The sequence below is a fragment of the Sulfurimonas sp. genome (assembly GCF_023229105.1).
Taxonomy (GTDB): domain Bacteria; phylum Campylobacterota; class Campylobacteria; order Campylobacterales; family Sulfurimonadaceae; genus Sulfurimonas.
The window spans coordinates 1-21,771 of record NZ_JALNZY010000007.1; the positions used below are offsets into that span (position 1 = coordinate 1).

Annotated in this window: 25 protein-coding genes; 11 read left to right on the forward strand and 14 right to left on the reverse strand. The window is 35.7% G+C overall.

Features of this window, described 5'->3' with window-relative positions; translation table 11 throughout:
- The first annotated feature begins 133 nt into the window (after window positions 1-133).
- Entirely contained in the window at window positions 134-1,432 is a 1,299-nt protein-coding gene (gene gltX, locus M0Q17_RS01750; protein WP_295082664.1) for a glutamate--tRNA ligase, read from the forward strand.
- Window positions 1,429-1,713 (forward strand): YggT family protein, encoded by a 285-nt coding sequence (locus M0Q17_RS01755; RefSeq protein ID WP_295082666.1) that lies wholly within the window; start codon window positions 1,429-1,431, stop codon window positions 1,711-1,713. Before gltX ends, M0Q17_RS01755 begins: the two co-directional genes overlap by 4 nt.
- An 18-nt stretch (window positions 1,714-1,731) precedes the next feature.
- Here M0Q17_RS01755 and M0Q17_RS01760 read toward each other — a convergent pair whose 3' ends face one another.
- Window positions 1,732-2,217 carry a hypothetical protein gene (locus tag M0Q17_RS01760; protein WP_295082668.1) on the reverse strand — a complete coding sequence of 162 codons (486 nt, stop codon included), beginning with the start codon at window positions 2,215-2,217 and terminating at the stop codon, window positions 1,732-1,734.
- A gap of 96 nt (window positions 2,218-2,313) precedes the next feature.
- On the opposite strand from M0Q17_RS01760, the gene mobB reads away from it, so the two are divergent.
- Genes mobB through M0Q17_RS01795 form a run of 7 tightly spaced genes read left to right on the forward strand, consistent with a single transcriptional unit; the run spans window position 2,314 to window position 9,227 of the window.
- On the forward strand, window positions 2,314-2,817 hold the full coding sequence (gene mobB / locus M0Q17_RS01765) for a molybdopterin-guanine dinucleotide biosynthesis protein B (RefSeq protein WP_295082670.1): 504 nt from the start codon (window positions 2,314-2,316) through the stop codon (window positions 2,815-2,817).
- Between the two features lie 4 nt (window positions 2,818-2,821).
- Window positions 2,822-3,661 (forward strand): class 1 fructose-bisphosphatase, encoded by an 840-nt coding sequence (locus M0Q17_RS01770; RefSeq protein ID WP_295082672.1) that lies wholly within the window; start codon window positions 2,822-2,824, stop codon window positions 3,659-3,661.
- Window positions 3,648-3,854, forward strand: a complete 207-nt coding sequence (locus M0Q17_RS01775) for a hypothetical protein (protein ID WP_295082674.1) — start codon at window positions 3,648-3,650, stop codon at window positions 3,852-3,854. Before M0Q17_RS01770 ends, M0Q17_RS01775 begins: the two co-directional genes overlap by 14 nt.
- 10 nt (window positions 3,855-3,864) lie before the next feature.
- Complete coding sequence (gene metG / locus M0Q17_RS01780; protein WP_295082676.1) at window positions 3,865-5,793, forward strand: methionine--tRNA ligase; 1,929 nt, start codon at window positions 3,865-3,867, stop codon at window positions 5,791-5,793.
- Entirely contained in the window at window positions 5,790-6,785 is a 996-nt protein-coding gene (locus M0Q17_RS01785) for a hypothetical protein (protein WP_295082678.1), read from the forward strand. Before metG ends, M0Q17_RS01785 begins: the two co-directional genes overlap by 4 nt.
- Window positions 6,786-6,799: 14 nt before the next feature.
- Window positions 6,800-7,933 (forward strand): TRAP transporter substrate-binding protein DctP, encoded by a 1,134-nt coding sequence (dctP, locus tag M0Q17_RS01790; RefSeq protein WP_295082680.1) that lies wholly within the window; start codon window positions 6,800-6,802, stop codon window positions 7,931-7,933.
- Window positions 7,923-9,227, forward strand: coding sequence for a putative glycoside hydrolase (locus M0Q17_RS01795; RefSeq protein ID WP_295082682.1), 1,305 nt, complete (start codon window positions 7,923-7,925; stop codon window positions 9,225-9,227). Before dctP ends, M0Q17_RS01795 begins: the two co-directional genes overlap by 11 nt.
- On the opposite strand, the gene M0Q17_RS01800 is transcribed toward M0Q17_RS01795, so the two are convergent.
- Both M0Q17_RS01800 and queC read right to left on the reverse strand, forming a co-directional pair.
- Window positions 9,160-9,825 carry a SprT family zinc-dependent metalloprotease gene (locus M0Q17_RS01800; RefSeq protein WP_295082684.1) on the reverse strand — a complete coding sequence of 222 codons (666 nt, stop codon included), beginning with the start codon at window positions 9,823-9,825 and terminating at the stop codon, window positions 9,160-9,162. The two genes, M0Q17_RS01795 and M0Q17_RS01800, sit on opposite strands and share 68 nt — an antisense overlap.
- On the reverse strand, window positions 9,812-10,486 hold the full coding sequence (gene queC, locus M0Q17_RS01805) for a 7-cyano-7-deazaguanine synthase QueC (protein WP_295082686.1): 675 nt from the start codon (window positions 10,484-10,486) through the stop codon (window positions 9,812-9,814). The genes M0Q17_RS01800 and queC overlap by 14 nt, the downstream gene beginning before the upstream one ends.
- 46 nt (window positions 10,487-10,532) lie before the next feature.
- Here queC and ybeY point away from each other — a divergent pair, with 46 nt between their 5' ends.
- Together ybeY and M0Q17_RS01815 are read left to right on the forward strand one after the other, a co-directional pair.
- The gene (ybeY, locus tag M0Q17_RS01810) at window positions 10,533-10,952 is read left to right on the forward strand and encodes an rRNA maturation RNase YbeY (RefSeq protein WP_295082688.1); all 420 of its coding nucleotides are present in this window, start codon (window positions 10,533-10,535) and stop codon (window positions 10,950-10,952) included.
- Between the two features lie 6 nt (window positions 10,953-10,958).
- Window positions 10,959-11,885, forward strand: a complete 927-nt coding sequence (locus tag M0Q17_RS01815; RefSeq protein ID WP_295082690.1) for a calcium/sodium antiporter — start codon at window positions 10,959-10,961, stop codon at window positions 11,883-11,885.
- A gap of 87 nt (window positions 11,886-11,972) precedes the next feature.
- On the opposite strand, the gene mrdA is transcribed toward M0Q17_RS01815, so the two are convergent.
- The 11 genes from mrdA to M0Q17_RS01870 all read right to left on the reverse strand — a co-directional run bounded on the left by mrdA (window position 11,973) and on the right by M0Q17_RS01870 (window position 21,742).
- Window positions 11,973-13,760, reverse strand: a complete 1,788-nt coding sequence (gene mrdA / locus M0Q17_RS01820) for a penicillin-binding protein 2 (RefSeq protein WP_295082692.1) — start codon at window positions 13,758-13,760, stop codon at window positions 11,973-11,975.
- Window positions 13,761-14,175: 415 nt separating this feature from the next.
- On the reverse strand, window positions 14,176-14,640 hold the full coding sequence (locus tag M0Q17_RS01825; protein ID WP_295082694.1) for an N-acetyltransferase: 465 nt from the start codon (window positions 14,638-14,640) through the stop codon (window positions 14,176-14,178).
- Window positions 14,627-15,247, reverse strand: a complete 621-nt coding sequence (yihA, locus tag M0Q17_RS01830) for a ribosome biogenesis GTP-binding protein YihA/YsxC (protein WP_295082696.1) — start codon at window positions 15,245-15,247, stop codon at window positions 14,627-14,629. Before yihA ends, M0Q17_RS01825 begins: the two co-directional genes overlap by 14 nt.
- Window positions 15,240-15,722 (reverse strand): lipopolysaccharide transport periplasmic protein LptA, encoded by a 483-nt coding sequence (lptA, locus tag M0Q17_RS01835; RefSeq protein WP_295082698.1) that lies wholly within the window; start codon window positions 15,720-15,722, stop codon window positions 15,240-15,242. Before lptA ends, yihA begins: the two co-directional genes overlap by 8 nt.
- The gene (gene lptC, locus M0Q17_RS01840; protein WP_295082700.1) at window positions 15,719-16,240 is read right to left on the reverse strand and encodes an LPS export ABC transporter periplasmic protein LptC; all 522 of its coding nucleotides are present in this window, start codon (window positions 16,238-16,240) and stop codon (window positions 15,719-15,721) included. The genes lptA and lptC overlap by 4 nt, the downstream gene beginning before the upstream one ends.
- Before the next feature lie 3 nt (window positions 16,241-16,243).
- Window positions 16,244-16,738, reverse strand: coding sequence for an HAD-IIIA family hydrolase (locus M0Q17_RS01845; protein ID WP_295082702.1), 495 nt, complete (start codon window positions 16,736-16,738; stop codon window positions 16,244-16,246).
- Window positions 16,735-17,307: an imidazoleglycerol-phosphate dehydratase HisB gene (hisB, locus tag M0Q17_RS01850; protein WP_295082705.1), complete on the reverse strand. Its 573-nt coding sequence runs from the start codon at window positions 17,305-17,307 to the stop codon at window positions 16,735-16,737. Before hisB ends, M0Q17_RS01845 begins: the two co-directional genes overlap by 4 nt.
- Before the next feature lie 3 nt (window positions 17,308-17,310).
- Entirely contained in the window at window positions 17,311-18,123 is an 813-nt protein-coding gene (locus M0Q17_RS01855; protein ID WP_295082706.1) for a septal ring lytic transglycosylase RlpA family protein, read from the reverse strand.
- Complete coding sequence (locus M0Q17_RS01860; RefSeq protein ID WP_295082708.1) at window positions 18,116-19,342, reverse strand: lytic transglycosylase domain-containing protein; 1,227 nt, start codon at window positions 19,340-19,342, stop codon at window positions 18,116-18,118. The genes M0Q17_RS01855 and M0Q17_RS01860 overlap by 8 nt, the downstream gene beginning before the upstream one ends.
- Window positions 19,343-19,419: 77 nt before the next feature.
- Window positions 19,420-20,196, reverse strand: a complete 777-nt coding sequence (locus M0Q17_RS01865; protein ID WP_295082710.1) for a TatD family hydrolase — start codon at window positions 20,194-20,196, stop codon at window positions 19,420-19,422.
- 10 nt (window positions 20,197-20,206) lie between these two features.
- On the reverse strand, window positions 20,207-21,742 hold the full coding sequence (locus M0Q17_RS01870; RefSeq protein ID WP_295082712.1) for an AAA family ATPase: 1,536 nt from the start codon (window positions 21,740-21,742) through the stop codon (window positions 20,207-20,209).
- Window positions 21,743-21,771: the final 29 nt, after the last annotated feature.

Consider the following 21,771-nt stretch of genomic DNA (forward strand, 5'->3'; position numbering starts at 1 on the left):
GGTTTTCATCCATGTTACAGGAGTTCAATTCTCCTCGGGGTCACCACTTCAAAATACTCAAAACAATCAAAAATAAATTATCTCCTCAGCTAAAATTTGGTAACATTTCAAAAAACTATTTTTAGGAATTTTAATGTTAAGATTTGCGCCTAGCCCTACCGGTGATATGCATATAGGCAACCTTAGAGTTGCGCTATTTAACTACATCGTATCAAAACAGAGAAAAGAAGATCTTATTATCAGAATTGAAGATACTGATAAAGATAGAAATATAGAGGGAAAAGATCAAGAAATATTGGATATTTTGGGCGTTTTTGGCATCGAATACTCACAAGTTATGTACCAAAGCCAAAATATGCGTTTTCACTCTGCTATGGCGCTACAACTCCTGCACGAACTAAAAGCTTTTAACTGCTTTTGCTCCACGGATTGGCTGGATAAAAAACGACAAGATGCTAAAGAGAGTAAAACTGCATATAGATATGATGATGCATGCGCATCTCTGCCGGATGAGCTTGTTATTGACAATGAGAATCCTTTTACGGTTAGAATAAGAAAACCCATGGAAGCTATCACTGTAAAAGATTATATCAAAGGCGAGATGAAATTTGAAGCAAATGAGATAGACAGTTTCATAATCATGAGACAAGATAAGACGCCTATGTATAATTTTGCGTGCGCCGTTGATGATATGTTAAGTGATGTTTCGTTGATAATCCGAGGGGAAGACCATGTGAGCAATACACCAAAGCAGATTCTTATCAGAGAAGCGCTAGGCTACGACAAAAATATAGAGTACGCCCACCTGCCGATAATACTAAACGACAGCGGCAAAAAGATGAGTAAAAGAGATGATGCTTCAAGTGTTAAATGGCTTCTTGAAGAGGGTTTCTTGCCATCGGCTATTGCAAACTATCTTATACTGATGGGGAATAAACCTCCAAAAGAGATTTTTCATCTAACAGAGACCATAGAGTGGTTTGATTTGAAAAACATATCAAAATCCCCTGCCCGTTTTGATATAAATATGCTCAAGCATATAAATAGGGAGCATATAAAAATGCTTGAGCCAAAAGAGCTTTCTCGTTATGTCGGTTTTGCCGATGAAGAGATTGGGGAACTTGCAAAAATTTACCTAGAAGAGTCAAATACGACTAGAGATTTAAAAGCAAAAATAGCTTCTATTTTCGCAGAAAAAGAGATACCCGAGGAGCTTAAAGAGTCTGCCCAAATCATAGTAGAAACTATCAAAAATGCTCCCTACTTTGAGGAGTATGATGAGTTTAAAAACTATGTCATGAAAGAGTCCGAACTTAAGGGCAAAAACTTTTTTAGACCGCTTCGTTTAATTTTAACAGGAGCTGAACATGGTCCTGATATTTCTTTGGTCTATAAATATATTAAAAACTACCTAGGGGAGATTGTAAAATGAGTATATTAATAGAGATAATTCAAGGCATCGGAGCAATAGCTCTTACTCTTATCAATATTTATATGTGGGTTGTTATTATAGCTGCTCTTCTTAGTTTTGTAAATCCTGATCCGTTTAATCCGATTGTTCAATTTTTATATAGAATAACAAATCCTGCATACTCTCTTGTTAAAAGATATATAAGGACAAATTTCAATGGTTTGGATTTGGCACCGCTGATAATTATAATAGGATTACAGATAATTAGCGTTTTGCTAAGTGCTGTTTTGCGCGCCCTTTAGGAGTGTGTTAAAAAACTTCTACTCTTTTTTGTATTTTATAACCCTAGAAGATGTTGTATTATCTTCTAGAGTAAGATTTATAGTATCTGCTTGCTCAAATGTGACAAGGTAGTATTGGTTCCAGTCATTTTTTGTATTGGCTAGATGAGAAAATTGATTTTCTTCGGGCAATTTTTCTACATTAAGAGGCGGTTTTGAGTTTAGTGTAAGTCTCATGTCTGTATCTTTGGGATTTTTCGAATCATAAAGCACTTTGGACTCTTTTGTAAACATAAATACATAAAAATACTCATTTTGATTGTATGATTTTGGATAGACTTCATTTAAGTATATTACGGAAAAAATACCACTTATATTGCCATCTTTTGATATTATTTTTGAACTCTGCAAGCTAGATGCGCTTAGTTCTTGAGCTCTATTCATATCAAATCCAAAAAAGGCATTTTTTGTTGAGCATCCGCTAAAAAGTGTTAAAAAAGATAAAACAGTAATGAAAATTTTCATTCAAAATCCTCTAAATAATCGCAGAATTATATCTTATTAAACAAGCTTTTAACGACTATTTTGTATAATCTCCTAAAATTAACTAAAGTATTTAAATTGAAAAAAAGATTAGCAGTTGCATTTACAGGTCCTTCCAACAGCGGTAAAACTACTCTCATACTAAAAGTTGCCAGAAAACTTATACATGACTACAAAAAAGAGGTCGCTATTATTAAGCATGACCCAAAAGATAAGGCACGCTTTGATGTTGAGGGAAAGGACAGTTATAAGTTCTCAGATACCGGGGCGGAGGTTATAGTAACCTCGCCAAAACGTACTACCTATTTTTCCAACAAACACAAAGAGCTTAATGAGATGATTAGACTCTTTAATGACTTTGACATCTTACTTGTAGAGGGATTAAAGAATCTGCCTCTTCCTAGAATAAGCATCTTTAGAGATGTTTTGGATGAAGATTATTTTCCATACATGGATGCGCTAGCAACTGATGGCAGTATAGATTTAAGTAACTATAAATTACCTCAAAACATTGACATTCTCGACATTAACAACTGTGAAAGTGTAATTTCATGGATACTTAAAAACGCAAAGGAAGTATAGATAAATGACTGATATATTTAGTGCCATACAAAGAACAGCCATCAGAATTAAAAGTGCGATAGACACCAAAGATATAGGCTATTCGCAACAGGAAAACAGCTCTGGAGAAACACAGCTTCAGCTTGATATCAAATGCGATATGATTATCGAGGAGGAGTTCTCACATGTAGCCTCTATCCATACAATAGCTAGTGAAGAGAAGGAGAAAGAGGTTGTACTTCATAAAAATGGCAAATATTTTATTGCTTATGACCCGCTTGATGGCTCCTCTTTGATAGATGTAAATCTTAGCGTCGGTTCCATATTTGGCATCTATGAAAACAGCTTTGAGGCAAAAAATATGGTTGCTTCATGTTATGTTGTTTTTGGACCTCGTGTTGAGATGGTTTTTGCCCACAACAAAACAAAACTTCATCTGCTTCAAGGAAAAGAGTTTGAGTTTGTAAAAGAGATTCGCCTAAATGAAAAAGGAAATCTTAATGCGCCAGGCGGAACACAACAAAACTGGAAACCTTTTCACAAAGAGCTTGTAGATAGCTTTTTTGCCGAGGGTTACCGTCTGCGATACTCTGGGGGTATGGTTCCGGATTTGCATCAGATTCTTCTAAAGGGCGGCGGACTTTTTAGCTACCCCTGCACTTCTGATAAGCCTGAAGGAAAACTTCGTAGGCTTTTTGAAGTGTTTCCTTTTGCTTTTATATTTAAAACTGCCGGAGGAGAAGCAATTGACGGAAAAAAAGATTTGATGGAGCTAGGATGCGCACATATACATGATACTTCCCCTTGTTTTTTTGGCTCTAAGTACGAGATAAAAAGAGTAAAAGAAGTTTATGCAAACAACTAATGTGCAAGCAATGGATAAGTTTGAACTTTATCTTGATGAGATGATAGAAAAAATTCAAACTTGTCAAAAAGAGAGAGGCTTAAAAAGTTGCAGTAATTGCGAGCTCTACTTAAATTGCGTTCTTCGAAGCGATTATGTAAAAGCGGTTTACAACAGTATGTCTAAGGGCGATACTGGTGGATTTGAATTTTAAGGAGATAAAATTGAGTAAATATATAACAACACCTATCTATTATGTAAACGGCGAGGCGCATATCGGACATGCTTACACCACTTTTATAGCAGACACTATGGCTAGATATGAAAAACTAAAAGGGGAGGACACCTACTTTTTAACCGGCACAGACGAGCATGGTCAAAAGATTGAGGAGTCGGCTCAAAAGAGTGGCAAGCCTACACAGGAGTTTGCAGATGAGATAAGTGCGGGCTTTAAAAATTTATGGGATGAATTTGAGATAAATTACGACAAGTTTATCCGTACGACTGATGAAGATCATAAAAAAGGCGTGCAAAAAGCTTTTGAAGCCATGCATAACAAAGGCGATATTTACAAAGATTTCTATGAGGGGCACTACTGTGTAAGCTGTGAGACATTTTTTACGGAAATGCAGCTAGTAGATGGCGAATTTTGCCCAGATTGTGGTAGAGGTACAAATATTATCAAAGAGGAGAGCTACTTTTTTAGACTCTCAAAATATGAGGATGCACTTTTAAAACATTATAGTGATAATCCTGATTTTATCATGCCTCGCTCTCGTGCTAATGAAGTTATTAACTTTGTAAAAGGCGGTCTGCGTGACCTTTCCGTGACAAGAACATCTTTTACATGGGGCGTAGGGATGCCAGAGTCAATCAAAGATGACAAGCATGTCATGTATGTATGGCTTGATGCACTTTTAAACTATATAACTGCTCTTGGATATGGAACAACTGAAGAAAATATGAGATACTGGCCGGCATCAGTTCAGTTTGTCGGTAAAGACATTCTTCGTTTTCATGCTATCTACTGGCCTGCATTTTTAATGAGTTTAGACCTCCCTCTGCCAAAACATATCGGTGCACATGGATGGTGGACTAGAGATGGCGAGAAGATGAGCAAATCAAAAGGGAATGTTGTTTCTCCTAGAGAGGTTGCAAACGCTTATGGAGTTGAGAATTTAAGATATTTTATGCTCAGAGAAGTTCCTTTTGGGCAGGACGGTGATTTTTCTCAAAGAGCATTTATTGATAGAATTAACTCTGAACTCAGTAATGATTTAGGTAATCTTTTAAACCGAATTATCGGCATGAGCGGTAAATACTCTGACTTTGAGATAGACAGCAAAGATGTATTAAAGTACCATAAAAGAGAGCTTGATGCTATGAATCTCGTTTTAGATTCACTTGATTCATATATGGAAAATCTACAGACGCATAGATATCTTGAGGAGCTATGGAAGCTCTTTTCAATCGCAAACAAATCCATAGAAGAGCATGCTCCATGGGTTAAAATGAAAGAAAATAAAAAAAATGAAGCACTAGCTACTGTTGCGCTCGTAGCAAATATCTTAGCTAAAGCCTCTATCATGCTCTTCCCTGTTATGCCTAAGACTACAAACACTATTGCGGATGCTCTAAATTTTAAGATAGACAACGCAAGCTACAGAGAACTTGTAATAGAGAAAAAGTTATTGAAATTATTTAATATCAAGGTAGTTCCGCCTCTTTTTCCACGTGTTGAAGAGCCTTTGATGGCAGAAGCTCCTTTGGCTCAGCCAAATATTGATAGCGCTAAAGAGTCGCAAGATAGCTTAAAAGAGCAAGACAACCTTATAGAAATAGGACAGTTTTTTGAGACCTCGCTAAAAGTAGGTGTAGTTGTAGAGGCGAAGGAGGTTCCAAAGAGTAAAAAGCTCCTTAAGCTTCAAGTTGATTTAGGCGAAGATAAGCCTAGACAAGTTGTTGCAGGAATAAGAGAATTTTATACCCCCGAATCTCTGATAAACACACAGGTTTGCGTTGTTGCGAACTTAAAACCTGCAAAACTCATGGGAATGATCTCAGAGGGAATGCTTCTTGCTGCTAAGGATGAAGATGGTCTATGTTTAGTTAGACCGGAAAAACCTAAAAAAGCAGGCACGCCTATTGGATGAGACTTGAAAACTTTCTAGCGCTTACACAAGCTACCCTTGTTAATGAACCATGCATACATGGTTTTGAAAATATTATTTTTGAAGCCTCAAAAGTAAAAAGAGGCGACCTTTTTTTTGCTTATGAGAATGAAAGCATCTCTTTAGCAGTAGCAAACGGTGCTTATGGCATTGTGTTTGAGGGAGAAAACAGGATTAGCGACACAGAGATAGCCTGGATTAAAGTTCAAAGCCTAGATACTGCTCTGAAAAAACTGCTTCGGTTTAAGATGATTGAAAAAGAGGTTGTAGCATATGAGTGTAATGAGATTGTTTTAAAGCTCTCCTTGCAGATAATTACTCAGGAAAATTTTCTCTCACTTGTTGGGGATTTAAAAACAGTTTTTAGAACTCTTTGGGGTATACAGAGCAGGACAACAGTGCTATTTTGCCCTGCTCTAACAGACAGCGGGATATTTGCAAGTGTAAAAACGATGCCAAAAAGACCATTTGCGCTTATTGAGATTATGGAGCAGACTCTCTTTGAAACATCGTTTATTTATGATGATATATTTTATGAAAGACAGTTAATATCTCCATTTTTTATCTCCTATCTAGAGGAGCTTTTGAACTTTTTTAAAACATTAAAGATAAACTATAAGCTTAAAAAATTCACTCCAATAGATCATTTTGAAGCTGTTTTTGTAAATAAAAAATTTGAGATAAAAAACTTCGGTACGAGCGAAAAAGTGCTTATTTTTGAGCCTAATAGCGAGTTGATAGATTCGCAAATCCTCTTTTTAGAGCGCCATGCATCTTGGGCTAATATTATTTTTATTGCTCCGCAATATATTAAGCCAAATAGGAGTGATAATATTTTTAGCTATAAAAATGAGAAAGATATTACCGATATACTCAAAAATAACAGCTTTCACTTTGCTTTGATTGTAGGAGTTGACAAATCAATACTAAACAAGCCGTTGGTAAAGCAGACTCAACTCACAATGGATTTTTAAACAAAGGTAAAATAATGAACAGAAGAGACTTTTTAACAACTGCTACAACAGCATCTGCTTCTATTATTTTAGTCGGGTGCAATGATGGCGCCCGAGAAGCTATAGACTACTCAAAACATCCTACCAAAAAAGAGAGTGATGCAAAAAGAGTAAATATAAACAGAAATAAAAAGACTACAATAAAGCTTGCAACAAGCTGGCCTGCAAGCTTTCCGATTATGGGAGTCGGCGTAGAGAGGTTGGCAAAGAGACTAAGTGATATTAGCGGTGGTTCTTTGGATGTAAAGATTTATCCTAAAAATGTTCTTATCCCTGATTTGGCGGTATTTGATGCCTGTTCTAGTGGTCAGATTGATGCTTTTCACTCAGGACCATACTACTGGAAGGGAAAGAACAGTACATTTTCACTCTTTAGCGGTATTCCATTTGGTTTTACCGCGGAGGAGATAAACTCTTGGATGCTCTTTGGCGGCGGAATGGAGCTATGGAGAGAGCAGTATGCTAAATACAATCTTCATCCCTTAATGGGAGGCAATACAAATATTCAGATGGGCGGATGGTTTAGAGAAGAGATAAAATCACTCTCAGATATGCAGGGACTAAAGATGAGAATCCCGGGTCTAGGCGGGGAAGTTTTTTCTAAGATGGGAGTAAATTCAGTTTTACTTCCTGCGGGGGAGATATATACTTCCCTAGAGCGCGGAGTTATAGATGCAACCGAATGGGTTGGGCCCGCGCTCGATATCAAGATGGGATTTTACAAAGTAGCGCCTCACTACTATTCAGGCTGGCATGAACCAGGTTCAATCCTAGAGCTTACCTTTAACAAGCAGTTTTGGAGTAAGCTAGCTTATGAGCATCAGTCGATGATAGAGGTTGCTTCAAGTGAGATGAACTCAAATATGACATATGAGTTTCATAGTGAAAATATTAAAGCTTTTAAAAACTTAAAAGAGTTAAACATCTCTTTGCATCAGTTTCCTAAAGATGTCATAGATGCAGGAAAAAGGGCTTTAAAAGAGGTAATTTTAGAGCTTAGTGAAAAAAACAGCGATTTTAGGCGAGTTTATGACTCTATAGACAACTATCTTGCACTTTCAAAAGAGTGGAGCAGTGCAAGTTTAGGATATTTTTTAAATGAAAGATAAGCAAAACAACATGATTTTCAGATATATATTAATTCCATTTTTTCTTTATAAGTCCATTTTATGGGGCTCTTTTGGCGCAACGATTATCGATAAAACTACATCTTTGCCTATTGCACACGCTACTGCTAGCGACTCTAAATTGAGCGTAAAGAGTGATGAAAATGGCACCTTTATACATAAGAGTGAAGAAAATTGCCTTTATATAAAAGCGTATGGATATAGACCTTACAAACTAAACCTAGAAGATAATAAAACCGTTGTTGAGCTAGAGCCAATAACCGTAAAAGCTCTTTATCTAAGTTTTTGGCGCGCAAGCAATAACTCCCCGAGATTAAAAGAGATTTTAAAGATTATTAAACAGACGGAAGTTAATACGATTGTCGTAGATGTGAAAAATGAGTATGGTTCAACCTCTTACAAAACCTCTTTTGAAAAAGCAAACGGTTATGGCGCACATGAGGATAGAACAAACAGAAATATTGAACAGTTTATAAAGTTAATGAAATCCAAAAATATCTATACAATAGCCAGAATCGTAACATTTAAAGATGAACTTCAAGCCACGAACAACTATGATTATGCCATAAAAAAAGATGACGGTACTCTATGGAGAAACCATGATAATATGGCTTGGGTTGACCCATTTGACAAAAGAGCACATGAGTACACCATCTCAATAGCCGAAGATGCTGCAAAAGTAGGTTTTGATGAGATAAATTTTGATTATATTCGTTTTCCGGCAAAAACAGGATTGATACTCTCAAAAGAGAATACGCAAGCAAATCGCATACAAGCAATAAGCGAGTTTTTGGAGTTGGCACAAAACAGACTTAGAAAATACGGTGTTTTTATCTCTGTAGATACCTATGGAAACATCTGCTGGGTAGAAGATGATATAGGAATAGGACAAAAGATAGAATCGCTCTCTAAGTATGCAGATTATATCTCTCCTATGCTCTACCCTTCAGGCTTTTCAAGTGGATCTTTTGGACTTAAAAATCCTGCCGAACACCCGCATGCAGTTATTTATAAAAGTTTAAAAAATATAGAGCACAAGATTGACTCAAAGAGAGTCAGACCTTGGCTACAATCTTTTAAAGATTATGCTCATACAAAAATTGCGTATGACTACTTTGAAATAAATGAGCAGATAAGAGCGGCTATGGATACAAATTCTGGTGGATGGATGCTTTGGTCACCCTCTAGCAAATATGAAGCAAGTTACTTTAAGTCCCAAGACAAAAATATTTTAACTCTTGAATTAATCCGCGAGAATCAGGAATATATTGACTAACAAGGTCATGAAATTTTTTAGAGTGGTTCATATGCACCAGATGAGCCAGTTCATGCACTACGACATAATCAATGAGTCTTCTGTCTATCTTTATAAGCTCTGTATTAAAAGTTATAGTACCTCTTGAACTGCAACTCCCCCATCTGCTTCTCATCTTTCTAAACTTTATAGTGTTGTAGCTCAAAGCCATCTCTTTTGCATAGTGTTGGGCTCTTTGGGTAAGATAATTTTTTGCATAATTTTTATAGTATTTATCATAACAACTTAAAATTGTGTCGATTTTTGAGATATCTATTTTTTTTAAATACTCTCTTAGTTTGCTCGCTTCCTCGCTGTCTATGCTAAATAGCTCCCCAAAAAGCAGAACTTCATCTTGTAGATTGTGCACCTTTGGTGGATTTTCTTCTATGATTTTCAACTGCTTTCTTATCCACGGCTCTTTTTTTAAAAGAAGATTTTCAATATATCTGTTTGAGACTTTTGGAGTTTTGAGCGTTATATCACCATTTTTTTTCACGCTTATATAGCTGTTTTTTAGATTTGTTTTACATAGATGCAAAATCTCTAAGTTGTTAAATCTTATTTTATTGATACTCAATTGGATCTTTTACTCCGGCTATCTTAAAACCGTTTAGTCGTAAACGGCAGCTGTCACAGACTCCACATGCTTTATCTTCATTTTTATAACAGCTCCATGTAAGATGCAATGCAACATTGAGCTTTAGAGCACTTTTTACTATTTGAGACTTCATAAGATGCACTAATGGCATATGAATAACTATATTTGTTCCCTCTTTTGTACCGAGATTTATGCTGTGCTGCATACTTTGTATAAAAGAGTCCCGACAATCAGGGTATCCACTGCCATCCTCCTCCACAACGCCAATAGCTATAGCCTCAGCGCCCTCTTTTTCCGCTATGGCTGCAGCCATACTTAAAAATATCCCGTTTCTAAAAGGTACATATGTAACCGGAACACCCTCTTGTAGGCCGCTTGTTGGAACCTCTATCTTCGCATCAGTCAAAGCAGAAGCACCGATTTGAGCAAAAAAATCCAAATCTAAAACATATCTGTTTAAAACTTTTAACTCATCGCAAATAGCATGAAAGCACGCCAACTCTTTAGCTTGTGTTCTTTGTGCATAGTTAAAGTGCAAAGCCACAATTTCATAACCCATCTCTCTCATCATATAGGCGCTAAGTGTCGAATCCATACCGCCGCTCATGATGCATATCGCTCTTTTATTTTTCATTATCATAAAAATATTTTAACATAATTTGCTTTATATTCGCTATAATTCGCCCATGATTGAATTAGACAACAGAACTTCCCTACAGATTGACACTACTACAATAGAGGCGATAGCAGACTCTCTTACAAAAAAAGAGATAGAGCTAATTATTACAAACGCCAAAGAGATGCAAGAGATAAACAAGACGCATCGCAATATAGACAAAGATACTGACGTTCTTAGTTTTCCCTACGAAGAGATGCCCATGTGTCCACTTGGAAGCATTGTTATCTCATCTTCATACCTACTTTTGAGTTCAAAGGAGTTTGGACATAGTGTAGATGATGAACTTGCACTTCTCTTTATTCACGGGATGCTGCATCTTTTAGGATACGACCATGAGACTGATAGCGGTGAAATGAGAGAAAGAGAGTTCAAGTTAATAGAGAAATTTAATTTGCCAAAAAGTTTAATAATAAGAACGGAGGGATAGAATCGTATGGATTTTGTAATTTTTACAGTTGCCATGACAGCACTTATTTACGGAGCTGACTTCGTCATAAAAGAGTCTGAGAGAATAGCCCTGCAATTTGACATATCTCACTATGTTATAGGTGCCACTCTTATAGCTTTTGGAACATCTCTGCCAGAGATGGCAGCTTCTATGATGGCTTCATATGCCGGCAAAAGTGAAATGGCTATTGCAAATGTAGTTGGAAGCGTTATTTTCAACATTACCCTTGTACTTGGAATCGTCTTTTTTATCTCCAAAAAAATGGTTCCAAAAAGAGATCTTTTCTCTTTAGACAGTGCTTGGGTAGTTATTCCGGTAGTGCTCTTTTTTATAATGATTCAAGATGGCGAAATAAGCAGGACAGACGGAGTTTTATATCTACTTTTAATGATATCTTATCTTATATTTTTATTTGGAAGCGCTAAGGAGACTCTTGAGAGTGATATTGATGAAGAGCTTTTAAAAGAAAAATTCAACTGGGGTCTGACAATAGCACTTCTTCTTGTGGGCTTTGCCTTAACCATCGGCGGAGCAAACTTTGTTGTAGAGAGCGGTACAAATATAGCAAGGAACTTTGGTGTCAGCGAGTGGATTATAGGTCTTTTTCTTATAGCGTTTGGAACATCGCTTCCTGAACTTGTTGTTTCTGTAGTGGCTATAAAAAAAGGAAACGCAGAGATGAGCATAGGAAATATTATAGGTTCAAACGTTGCAAACTTCTCAATGGTACTAGGATCTGCATCACTTCTAAGTCCCTTAAGTATAGACCTCATTGCAACAAAGTTTGATCTTTTTATAATGGCGGCAGCTTCGATCACCCTTGTTTTTATCTTAGCTAACAGACTATATAACAAAGCCGGAGCAATATTTTTACTAATCATACTAGCTCTGTTTATACAAAACGCAGTATAAATTTCTTTAGAAAACACCGTTGCGTAGTAACAAGTTTCTTTAGAAAATTCTCTCTAAGGAGCAATCTTTAGAGATGTAGCCCTGCTTCTACTTTTTAATATATTCCATCTCTAAAAGCTTATTGTAAATATCTGAGACGATTTTACCCGCTGCGGCACCACCATGTCCCCCATGTTCAACCATAACTAAAACTACATACTGAGGATTATCATATGGCCCATAAGTTGTAAACCAAGCATGAGAGCGAGTGTAGTATTCCATCTCGTGCTCTAGCTCTCTCTCTTTTATATCTTGTAAAATACCGATAACCTGTGCTGTTCCTGTCTTTCCTGCAATCTTCACTTTTGAACTCAAATAACTTGTTGCTGTTCCACTGGGATAATTACAAACTTCATACATAGCTTTTTGGATAATTGGAAGTTTTTTTAACTCATCTTCATTAAGCACCTCTTCAAATTCAGGCCTAATCTCCTCCTCCCCTATCTTCTTTGCAAATTGCGGGCGAGGAAGCCTAGATGTTGCCATGAGTGCTGTAAATTGTGCCATCTGCATGGGTGTAGTTAAAAAATCACCCTGCCCGATTGATGTATTTACCGTCTCTCCTATATACCAAGGTTTGTTATATTTATTTCTTTTCCACTCCCTTGAGGGTACTGTGCCGACAAATTCGTTTGGCAAGTCAACACCCGTCTTTCTGCCAAGACCATATCTAATGAGCCCATCACTCATCTTTTTAATGCCAAGCTGAATACTTCCTTTGTAAAAATAGTCATCGCAGCTCTCTCGTATAGCCTTTGTTATGCTAGTGCTTCCATGCCCATCTTTTTTCCAGCATCTAAAGACTCTTTTGCCAAGTGGTAACGATGCTGTGCAGTGAACACTCCAGTTAGGACCAATTTCAGGTGCGCTAATATACAAGAGTCCAAGTCCTGTTTTTATAACTGATCCCGGAGGATAAAGTCCATGAATCAATTTGTTTGTAAATGGTTTTTCAAGGCTATTTGAAAGCCTGTCCCAATCTTCATACGTAATTCCTGCTACAAATGTATTTAAGTTATATTCAGGAAAGCTGCCGGCTGATAAAATAGCACCATCAACGCCCATAACAATAACTGCACCGGACTTTTTTACAAACAAAGATGATATATATTTTTGAAGCTCAATATCAATATTTAGCGTTAATTTTCTATTTTCTATTGCCGCCTCGCTTGAGAGTTCCTCTATCTCTTGATTGTTTGCATTTACTTTAATCTCTCTCTTGCCTGCTTCTCCCTGAAGGTATGTGTTATAATATTTCTCTATTCCAGACTTGCCCGTATATCCTATGAGTTCTTGAAGTTTGTCATCTTTTATATCACTCTTGTTTGCGCGTGAAACGTACCCTATAGAGTGGGCAGCGACCTCACTGTATGGATAAAATCTCTTTGGAGAGGAGACGATATTTATCATGTCTCTAAGATTTAGTATAGAATATATCGGCATAATATCTTCGTAAGAGACAAATTCAACTATATCAATAAAGTTGTGATTGTAGTAAGAGTCCGCTTTTTTATAGTTTTTTATTATTTTTTCTCTATCTAAATTTGGCAAAAACCTAAGAAGAGTATCAATCTCCTCCTTGAAAATATAATTATTTTTTTTCAACCCTAGATGCGGAGCTAACTGTATCTTAAAACCAAGTTCATTTATGGCAATAGGCTTGTTATTTATGTCTAAAATTTCACCTCTTACCGGCGGAATTTGCTCAGTTTTAATAGTGTTGTCATAAGAGAGTTTTTCATAATAAGTATTTGATTCTACAGAGAGTAAAAAGACCCTTACTAAAAGAGCAAACCATGTTAGGGCGAAAATAAAAAGTATAAATTTTATTTTCATAACAGATTCAAAATTAAAAATTCAACTGCCACATAGTAAATAACATAATAGTTTATACTTGGCATAGGAAATAAAAATATATTGGATAACAGTAAGTTAAAAATAAAAAAACCAATATATACCAAAAAGACAATTGAAAATTTCACACATAAGTTACAATTAAAATTTTGCTTTATCTTTGCAACCACATATTTATGAATAAGCGAGAAATAAATAATAGTGCTAAAGAGCATATAACTGTTTTGGGCTTCGAAAAAAAGCAGACAAAAAGATACTAAAAATATAGATGCAGTATTCTCTTGTTTTAGTGCTCTTGAAAAAAGCACATATAAGATCGCAAAAAAGGGTGGTAAGAAGAGATATATCCCGCTTAATGCGGTATATAAAATAAACAGCGCAGCATAAAGAAGCGGTGTTAAAGGGTTTTGATAAGAGATACTTCGTTGCATACTGGAAAGTGCTTACATTTTATACAATCAGCCCAGATTTTATGTTCGGGCAGTGACTCTTTTGGAATTTCAACAAACCCAAGATTTTCAAAAAACTGTTGTCTGTATGTTAAACTGAGAACTTTTTGCAACCCGAGCATTCTAGCCTCTTCTATCGCTTTTAGCACCAAACTTTGCCCTATCTTCTGCCCTCTTTTGCTCTGTTTTACAACAAGAGATCTGATTTCGGCGAGTGATGGAGTATGAATGTGAAGAGCACAAAATCCAACAATCTCTGCATCTTCTTTTGCAAGTATATAAGATCTTATATTTGTCGCTATCTCATCGGAACTTCTGGCTAAAATAAGACCTAATTCAACTTCAGGAATAACTAATTTTTGCATATTTTCAATGTCGGATAATTTAGCTTTTGATAACTCAATGTTGTTCATCGAAAGCTCCTTTTAAAATATCATGTATTATTGTTACAACTTTTTGCAACCCTTTTTTTTTCGAACTTGAAACCATAATAGCCTGCGGAAACTCTTTTTTAAGCGCATTTTGCTCTTTTTGATTAAGTTTGTCTATTTTAGTAAATATTTGCAATATATGTTGCGACTCATCTGCATGTTGAAGCAAAAAATCAGTTACTGATTTATCAATCTCTAAATATGGGTGTCTGCAATCAACTAAATGTATAAAAAGTTTTATCTGTTTTCTTTGTGATATATAATCAGTTAGATTTTTTTCCCAATCACTTTTGATAGATTTCGATACTTTTGCATAACCAAAGCCGGGTAAATCAACAAATTTTGCAAAACTCTTTTTAGCATCTTCTCTATCAATAAAAGTAACGTCAAAATAATTTATAAGCCTTGTTTTACCTGGAGTTGAAGAGACTTTAGCCAATCCTTTATGGTTGCTGAGGGCATTTAAGAGGGAGCTTTTCCCTGCATTTGAGCGAGCCATAAAGACAACTTCATTCTGCTTATCTGTATCTGGAGCTCCCTCTATATTTGCCGCAGATGTGACAAACTTCGCATCAACAATCTCAATCATTTTTACTCTTATTAACATCTTTTGACATGTTAAATATCATAATAACAGGTTCTTTTTGTGCACCTTTTGCATACGCTTTGCCTTCGATTGTTTTTAAGATAACCTCTTCTCCTATAATCTCTTTTTTTTCATTAATTTGCTTAAGATGAACCTCTTTGAAAAAGTGATACTCTTTTTCAATCGGAAGATATATCACTTTTTGTGCTTTACCCTCATATAGAGCACCACCTAGAGTCTCTATATGAAAAGATGCATTCCCTTGAGCTATAAATTTTGTTGGCTCCTGTTTCTCATTTGTATAAATTGTAACTTTTGAAGCATTTAGCTCATCTTTGCCTCTGACTATATTAACATTACCTTCAAAGACAGAGATGCCCGTTTTTTGATCTGCATTAAAAAGATTTGCCTTAATCTTTAACTCTTGTGAAAATAGCGTTGCTGTTAAAAAAATTGTTAAAAAAATTGTTTTTTTCATTTATTGCTCTTTTGTAATTGATATACTGCGTTAACATTTTTTGATTCTATCTTCTCTAGAGAGTTATTATACTTTAACTTCTCTCCTGTTATCCTGTTAGAATCTCTATAGAGAACAAAATCTCCATCAGCCGTAGCTATACTTGTTTTTTTGTCATAAACTGCTTTTTGCGTCTCAAAGGTCAACCCATCTTCTCTTGTATATATTATATCCCCATCTAAGTAAACTATATCATCCTTATATATTCCGTTGTTAGCCTTCATGTTTGCCATAAATTTTTTGGAATTATCAATATATTGCATCATTTGCACAGTATATCTATTGGCATATTTAGTTGCTTCTTTACCATTCATCAAAGTAACAAGCCCATTTGAATCAAGCTCATGCATCGTAAAGGATGATATACTAAACAGCGGCACCTCTTTGGATATTTGTTGCTTAATTTCTAGGGGTTTAAACAACAATAAAATCATAAGTAAGCACAAAGATATAAATAAAAAAAAGTAGTTTATATTCATAATCTATAACCATACAGACAAAAATTGATCTCTTATATCGTTCTCATCTACTAAAATATCTATCATCTCTCTAACCGCGCCTTCTCCACCTTTTAGCGATAAAACTGTATCAACAAGTTCTCTGACCTCTTTTATGCCATCTTTAGGGGTAAAGCTTCTACCTACATAACGAAGCATTTTATAGTCATTTAAATCATCACCTATAGCCGCTACTTCATAGCTTTTTAACTCAAGCTTGTTTATAAGTTCTTTTAGTATTCTCTCTTTATTTTTAACATGTTGATACAGATGCTTAATGCCTAGCTCTTTAGCTCTTTTTTCAACTATTTTGGACTCTCTTCCTGTTATGATTGCAACATGAAAACCCATCTTTATCCATGAACTTATAGCCAACCCATCTTTTACATTAAAGTGTTTTATCTCTTCAGCGTTTGAAGTATAGATAATATCTCCATTTGTAAGACAGCCATCAACATCTAAAACAATAAGCTTTATCACAGCATATCTTTCGTACTTGGGATACCTACTCTATCATTTTTCTGTATTGCACGACGAATTGCAACTGCAAGTGATTTAAAGGCAGCCTCTACAATATGATGCCTGTTCTTTCCCCTAAGAGCTACTATATGTGCACTAATTCTAGCATTTGATATAAAAGCTTTAAAGAACTCTTCTACAAGCTCTGTATCAAACTGCCCTATTTTTCCAGTTACGTCAATGTCGTAAACAAGATACGGACGGTTGCTTAAATCTAAGTCACAACTAACACATGCTTCATCCATGACTATATTTGCACTTCCAAAACGCTCCATATTTTTAACCGGATATATCGCTTCGGACAAAAGAGAACCAAGAACAATCCCAACATCCTCTACACTATGATGGTCATCTATCTGAGTGTCACCCTTGCATGAGATTTCTAAGTCAATCAGGGAGTGCTTAGAGAAACTCTCTAGCATATGGTCTAAAAAACCAACACCAGTTTGGATTTTAGCTTTTCCCTCTCCATTTAACAGTAGTGAAATAGTTATATCCGTCTCTTTTGTTTTTCTGCTCTTACTAATCATCTTTTAGTCCTCTCTAACAATAAATGAATCTTTAAAATTTCCGAGTGATTTATAGTCTCTAGCCTCTTGCTCGCTTCTAAAGCCTTTGAGCCATACCTTAAACATTCTGCCGTTTTCCGTGTGCATATCTTTTATAATTGTTTTGTATCCATCAGTATCATCATACTTTTTTTGAGTAAAAATCGCACCCTCTATCCTAGAAAAAGATGCTATCTGAATAGCAAACCCATCTACTATCTGATCTTGTGGAGACTCTTTTAGCTCCCGATTAAGTGGAACTTTTTTCTGATCTTTTGAATGAAAACCTATGATTTCAATTTTAACAGGAGCCGTTCCGTCATTAAGCATGCCTATTTTACGTGCTGCCGTATTAGACAAATCGATAATTCTTGTTGCAATAAAAGGACCTCTATCGTTTATTCTAACAACCGTATTTAAACCATTTTTTTTATTTGTCACTTTTACAATTGTATTCATCGGCAGAGTTTTATGCGCAGCGGTCATGTCGTACATGTTGTAAGTTTCACCGTTTGATGTCAGCTTGCCGTGAAAATCAGGACCGTACCAGCTTGCATTTCCGCTAAACTCATCACCTACATTTACCACAGTCGGATAATATTTTATTCCTCTTATAACGTAAGGTTTCATCGTTGGATGCTTATAATCTTTTTTACTAATAACTGAACTATGCGCACTACTATCTTGGGAGTATGTTTTTGTCTCACCAAAATTTGTATATGTTCTTGCGCCTCTTGTACTACATCCTGTCGTTAAAATAAGAACAAAAGGAATTATAAAAAAAGATAATTTATTCATGAAGTATTAACCTCTCTCCTTCTCTAATCATATTGCCTTTGAGCTTATTTGTAAGCTGTATGCTTTTAATACTTATTTTATATGCTTTTGAAATTGACTCTAAAGTATCGCCTTTTTTAACTAAGTGATAAATTCCTTTATTTATTTTTTCAACATTTGCCTTGTTATCTATGGGAATAATTAATTTTTGATTTAGACTTATGATGCTGCTCTTTAGAGAGTTAAAGTCCATTATCATTTTATATGAAACGCCGTATCTTTTGCCTATATCATAGAGGCTATCGCCTCCTCTAACAACATGCACCTTGTAAATATTTTGAATTTCCTCCTCAAAATATTTTTGTTTAAAATCTGAAAGTTTTATATATGGAATATATATATCATAGCCGTCAAAATAAGGAGGAACAAAGTCATATTTTAGGTGTCTGTTGAGTTTTTGAAGTTCACCTAACGGAATTCCAACAAGTTTTGATACTCTTTTTAATGATTCGCCCCTTGGAACTCTAACAGTTGAGATAGAGTAAGCGTTTGCTCTGTTTAAAAGGTGCTCGTACTCGCTTTTTAGCAAAAATTGCTCATCATTTCCCATTATAGCGAGGGCTACTATTTTTCTAATATACAACCTGCTCTCTCTTGGAATATACATCTTTTTAGGATCTAGCAAAGTGTTTAAATCGTTACTTTTTGCAGCTTCTATAGCCCTACTTAGTCTTCCGCTGCCACAATTGTAAGCTATAGCTGCCAAATACCATTTACCAAATTTGTCATGAAGATCACGAAGATGTTTCGCAGCTGCTTCTGTTGATTTTATAAGATCTCTTCTCTCATCAACATACTCATCAATCTTAAGTCCATATACCTTACCTGTCTCGGGCATAAACTGCCACAATCCAGATGCACTCTTTGCCGAATACGCTTTTGCAGAAAAGTGTGATTCTGCCATTGCAAGAAAAAGAAATTCAGCTGGTATGTCATGTTTAGCCAAAATGCTCTTTACAGCCGGAATGAAAAGATATGCATCATTCATCGCCTGAAAAAAGCGTTTATCTTTGTAGATAGTCATATTGCTATTTTTCATCTCATTCATAATCGGATCATATAAAAAAGATGCTTCTATATCAAAAGACTCTAGTACGGATATCTCTTTAGTGTGGTTTGAAGTGAAATTAAGGCTTGCACTCAACAAAAACGGTAGTAAAAGTAGTAGGAAATATTTCAAAATAGCAACTCTTATTTTAAATTTAAAGTGTTGATTTTATCTAAATCAACTTTAAATATAGTTAATAGAATTTAATATTAAGAAATATCAAAGAGTTTTAGGGCATTTTGAGTGGTTATTTTTTCTATATCTTCAAATGAAATTTCCAAAATTTCAGACATTTTTTTTGCAACAAAAGTTGTATATAGCGGCTCATTTCTCTCGCCTCTATGCGGAGTCGGAGTCAAGTATGGACCATCTGTTTCTACGAGTAGTTTTTCATGGGGTATCTTTGGCAACACGTGCAGAAGCTTTTTTGCATTTTTAAAGGTTAAAACTCCTCCTATTCCAAAATAAAAGCCCTCTTTTGCAAGGCTTAAAAGCTCCTCATCGGCGTTATAACAGTGAAGCACTCCGCCTACCTCTTTTGCATTATGCGCAAGCAGTATCTCTTTTGAATCTCTTGAGGCATCTCGTATATGAACGATAAGCGGTTTTTTATACTTTTTTGCGACTTCTATCTGAGCTATAAAGACCTCTTTTTGCCTCTTTTTTTCTCTCTGCTTCTCATCTTCTGTGCCCTCAAGCCTAAAATAATCAAGTCCACATTCGCCTACGGCTACACATTTTGGATGCTCTATATATTTGTTGAACTCAAGCGTATCAAATTTATCCATATCATAAGGATGAACCCCCACGGCAAAGTAAACATCACTATTTTTTTGGGCTATCTCAACAGCTCTATCGAGGTTTGCAGGATCTGCTGCGGGAATTATAAAACGCTCTACCCCACCCTCTCTTGCTCTATTTAAAACTTCATCCAAGTCATCTTTGTATCTCTTATCATCGAGGTGTACATGTGTGTCAATTATCATCAATCTCTCTTTATTTGTGTAAACTTAGCAACTCTTTTGCAAACCCTTTAGCCTCTTGCGTAATACTTTCGCCGCTAATTATTCTAGCTATCTCATCTACTCTCTCATCAAATCCAAGCTCTCTTACATGTGACTCATCACCTTTTTTATGTACTAAAAAGTGCTGATCTCCCATGGAAGTGAGTTGCGGCTGATGCGAGATTACAAATATTTGAAAATACTCTGATAGCTCCTTTAGCACTTTTGCAACGCTCATCGACTCTTCCCCGCTTAGATTTGCATCTATCTCATCAAGCATCAATACGCCGCCGTTTTTGCTCATAAACTCTGATTTTAGAGCCAAGATGCCAAGGCGGAGCCTGTTAAACTCCCCCGTGCTTATTTTTTGCAAATCAGTAGCATTTAGTCTTATAACCATCTCGTCTTTTCCAAGAAGCTTATACTCGGCATCTTTTATCTCAACTTGTGCATCTCGAAGATAGAGCTCTTTTAGGTACCTGTTTAAGTCATCTTTGAAAAATTTTAGCTCGCCTAAGCGAAGAGCTGTGATTTTTTGCGCCAAATCTTTTACTTTTGCCTCAAGCGCTGCCTCTCTTGCTGCTAAATCACCTTTGGTTATCTCTATATTTTCATACTTTTGAAGCTCTAAAATCTTTTGTTGTTTGTACTCAAGAGTCTCTTTTATGCTTCCGTATCTTCTTTTTAAGTCGCTTAACTCTTCAATACGGTTTAAAACCTCTTCAATATCGACTTCATCAAGCGCATTAAACTTCTCTTCTGCACTCTCCATGATGGCTCTAAGTTCATTTAAGCTGTCACTAAAGAAGGAACTCTCTTTATTGAGCAGATCAAGTGCGCTAAAAATGTTGTGCTCATGCTCAAAAACAGCACTTGCTTTAGCTATAGCTTCTAACACTTTCTCTTTTTTTGAGAGCTCCTTTTTTATCTCTAAAAGCTCTTCATCCTCAGAGATTTTTGGATTTATATCTTCTATCTTTTTAATCTCATAAGCTGCAAACTCTTTTAATTCAGTAACTCTTTTTTGCTCATCCTCAATAGTTAAAAGCTCTTTTTTGACTCTTTTATGCTCTAAAAAAGCCTCCTTGTAATCGCTTTTGAGTGCATCCATATTTAGAGTTTGTTTTTTTATTCTGCTGTCTAAAATAGATAGAAGATTTTCATTTTCAAAATCACTAAAATCCCTCAAAGAGAGATGTCTTAAGTAGCTAGAAGATAAATTACCCATAGTTTTTTTAGAGATGCTCTGGTTGTTTATGAAGTATCTTGATTTCTCTTTTTTGATATGCTTAAAAATATATACATCATCACTATCTATGCCATACTCATCAGCATCTAGCTCCCAAGAAACAGTAGATTCACATAACGATGCTTCGCATGATGCGGTGCCAAATGATGATAAGATTGAGTTCATTAAAATCGACTTTCCGCTTCCACTAGGACCCGTAAAGACTATTAGTCCCGATTTTAAATCCAACTCAACTTCTTTAAAGCTAAGATACTCTTTTAAGTAAAATCTCTCTATCATTAATCAGTGCCTTACTAAAATATTTTTAA

What these genes read in the sequence shown, in the direction of transcription:
- gltX (WP_295082664.1), top strand. Translation starts at nt 134, where the DNA reads ATGTTAAGATTTGCGCCTAGCCCTACCGGTGATATGCATATAGGCAAC.
- M0Q17_RS01755 (WP_295082666.1), top strand. Translation starts at nt 1,429, where the DNA reads ATGAGTATATTAATAGAGATAATTCAAGGCATCGGAGCAATAGCTCTT.
- M0Q17_RS01760 (WP_295082668.1), bottom strand. Translation starts at nt 2,217, where the DNA reads ATGAAAATTTTCATTACTGTTTTATCTTTTTTAACACTTTTTAGCGGA.
- M0Q17_RS01770 (WP_295082672.1), top strand. Translation starts at nt 2,822, where the DNA reads ATGACTGATATATTTAGTGCCATACAAAGAACAGCCATCAGAATTAAA.
- M0Q17_RS01775 (WP_295082674.1), top strand. Translation starts at nt 3,648, where the DNA reads ATGCAAACAACTAATGTGCAAGCAATGGATAAGTTTGAACTTTATCTT.
- M0Q17_RS01785 (WP_295082678.1), top strand. Translation starts at nt 5,790, where the DNA reads ATGAGACTTGAAAACTTTCTAGCGCTTACACAAGCTACCCTTGTTAAT.
- dctP (WP_295082680.1), top strand. Translation starts at nt 6,800, where the DNA reads ATGAACAGAAGAGACTTTTTAACAACTGCTACAACAGCATCTGCTTCT.
- M0Q17_RS01795 (WP_295082682.1), top strand. Translation starts at nt 7,923, where the DNA reads ATGAAAGATAAGCAAAACAACATGATTTTCAGATATATATTAATTCCA.
- queC (WP_295082686.1), bottom strand. Translation starts at nt 10,486, where the DNA reads ATGATAATGAAAAATAAAAGAGCGATATGCATCATGAGCGGCGGTATG.
- ybeY (WP_295082688.1), top strand. Translation starts at nt 10,533, where the DNA reads ATGATTGAATTAGACAACAGAACTTCCCTACAGATTGACACTACTACA.
- M0Q17_RS01815 (WP_295082690.1), top strand. Translation starts at nt 10,959, where the DNA reads ATGGATTTTGTAATTTTTACAGTTGCCATGACAGCACTTATTTACGGA.
- mrdA (WP_295082692.1), bottom strand. Translation starts at nt 13,760, where the DNA reads ATGAAAATAAAATTTATACTTTTTATTTTCGCCCTAACATGGTTTGCT.
- M0Q17_RS01825 (WP_295082694.1), bottom strand. Translation starts at nt 14,640, where the DNA reads ATGAACAACATTGAGTTATCAAAAGCTAAATTATCCGACATTGAAAAT.
- yihA (WP_295082696.1), bottom strand. Translation starts at nt 15,247, where the DNA reads ATGATTGAGATTGTTGATGCGAAGTTTGTCACATCTGCGGCAAATATA.
- lptA (WP_295082698.1), bottom strand. Translation starts at nt 15,722, where the DNA reads ATGAAAAAAACAATTTTTTTAACAATTTTTTTAACAGCAACGCTATTT.
- lptC (WP_295082700.1), bottom strand. Translation starts at nt 16,240, where the DNA reads ATGAATATAAACTACTTTTTTTTATTTATATCTTTGTGCTTACTTATG.
- hisB (WP_295082705.1), bottom strand. Translation starts at nt 17,307, where the DNA reads ATGATTAGTAAGAGCAGAAAAACAAAAGAGACGGATATAACTATTTCA.
- M0Q17_RS01855 (WP_295082706.1), bottom strand. Translation starts at nt 18,123, where the DNA reads ATGAATAAATTATCTTTTTTTATAATTCCTTTTGTTCTTATTTTAACG.
- M0Q17_RS01865 (WP_295082710.1), bottom strand. Translation starts at nt 20,196, where the DNA reads ATGATAATTGACACACATGTACACCTCGATGATAAGAGATACAAAGAT.
- M0Q17_RS01870 (WP_295082712.1), bottom strand. Translation starts at nt 21,742, where the DNA reads ATGATAGAGAGATTTTACTTAAAAGAGTATCTTAGCTTTAAAGAAGTT.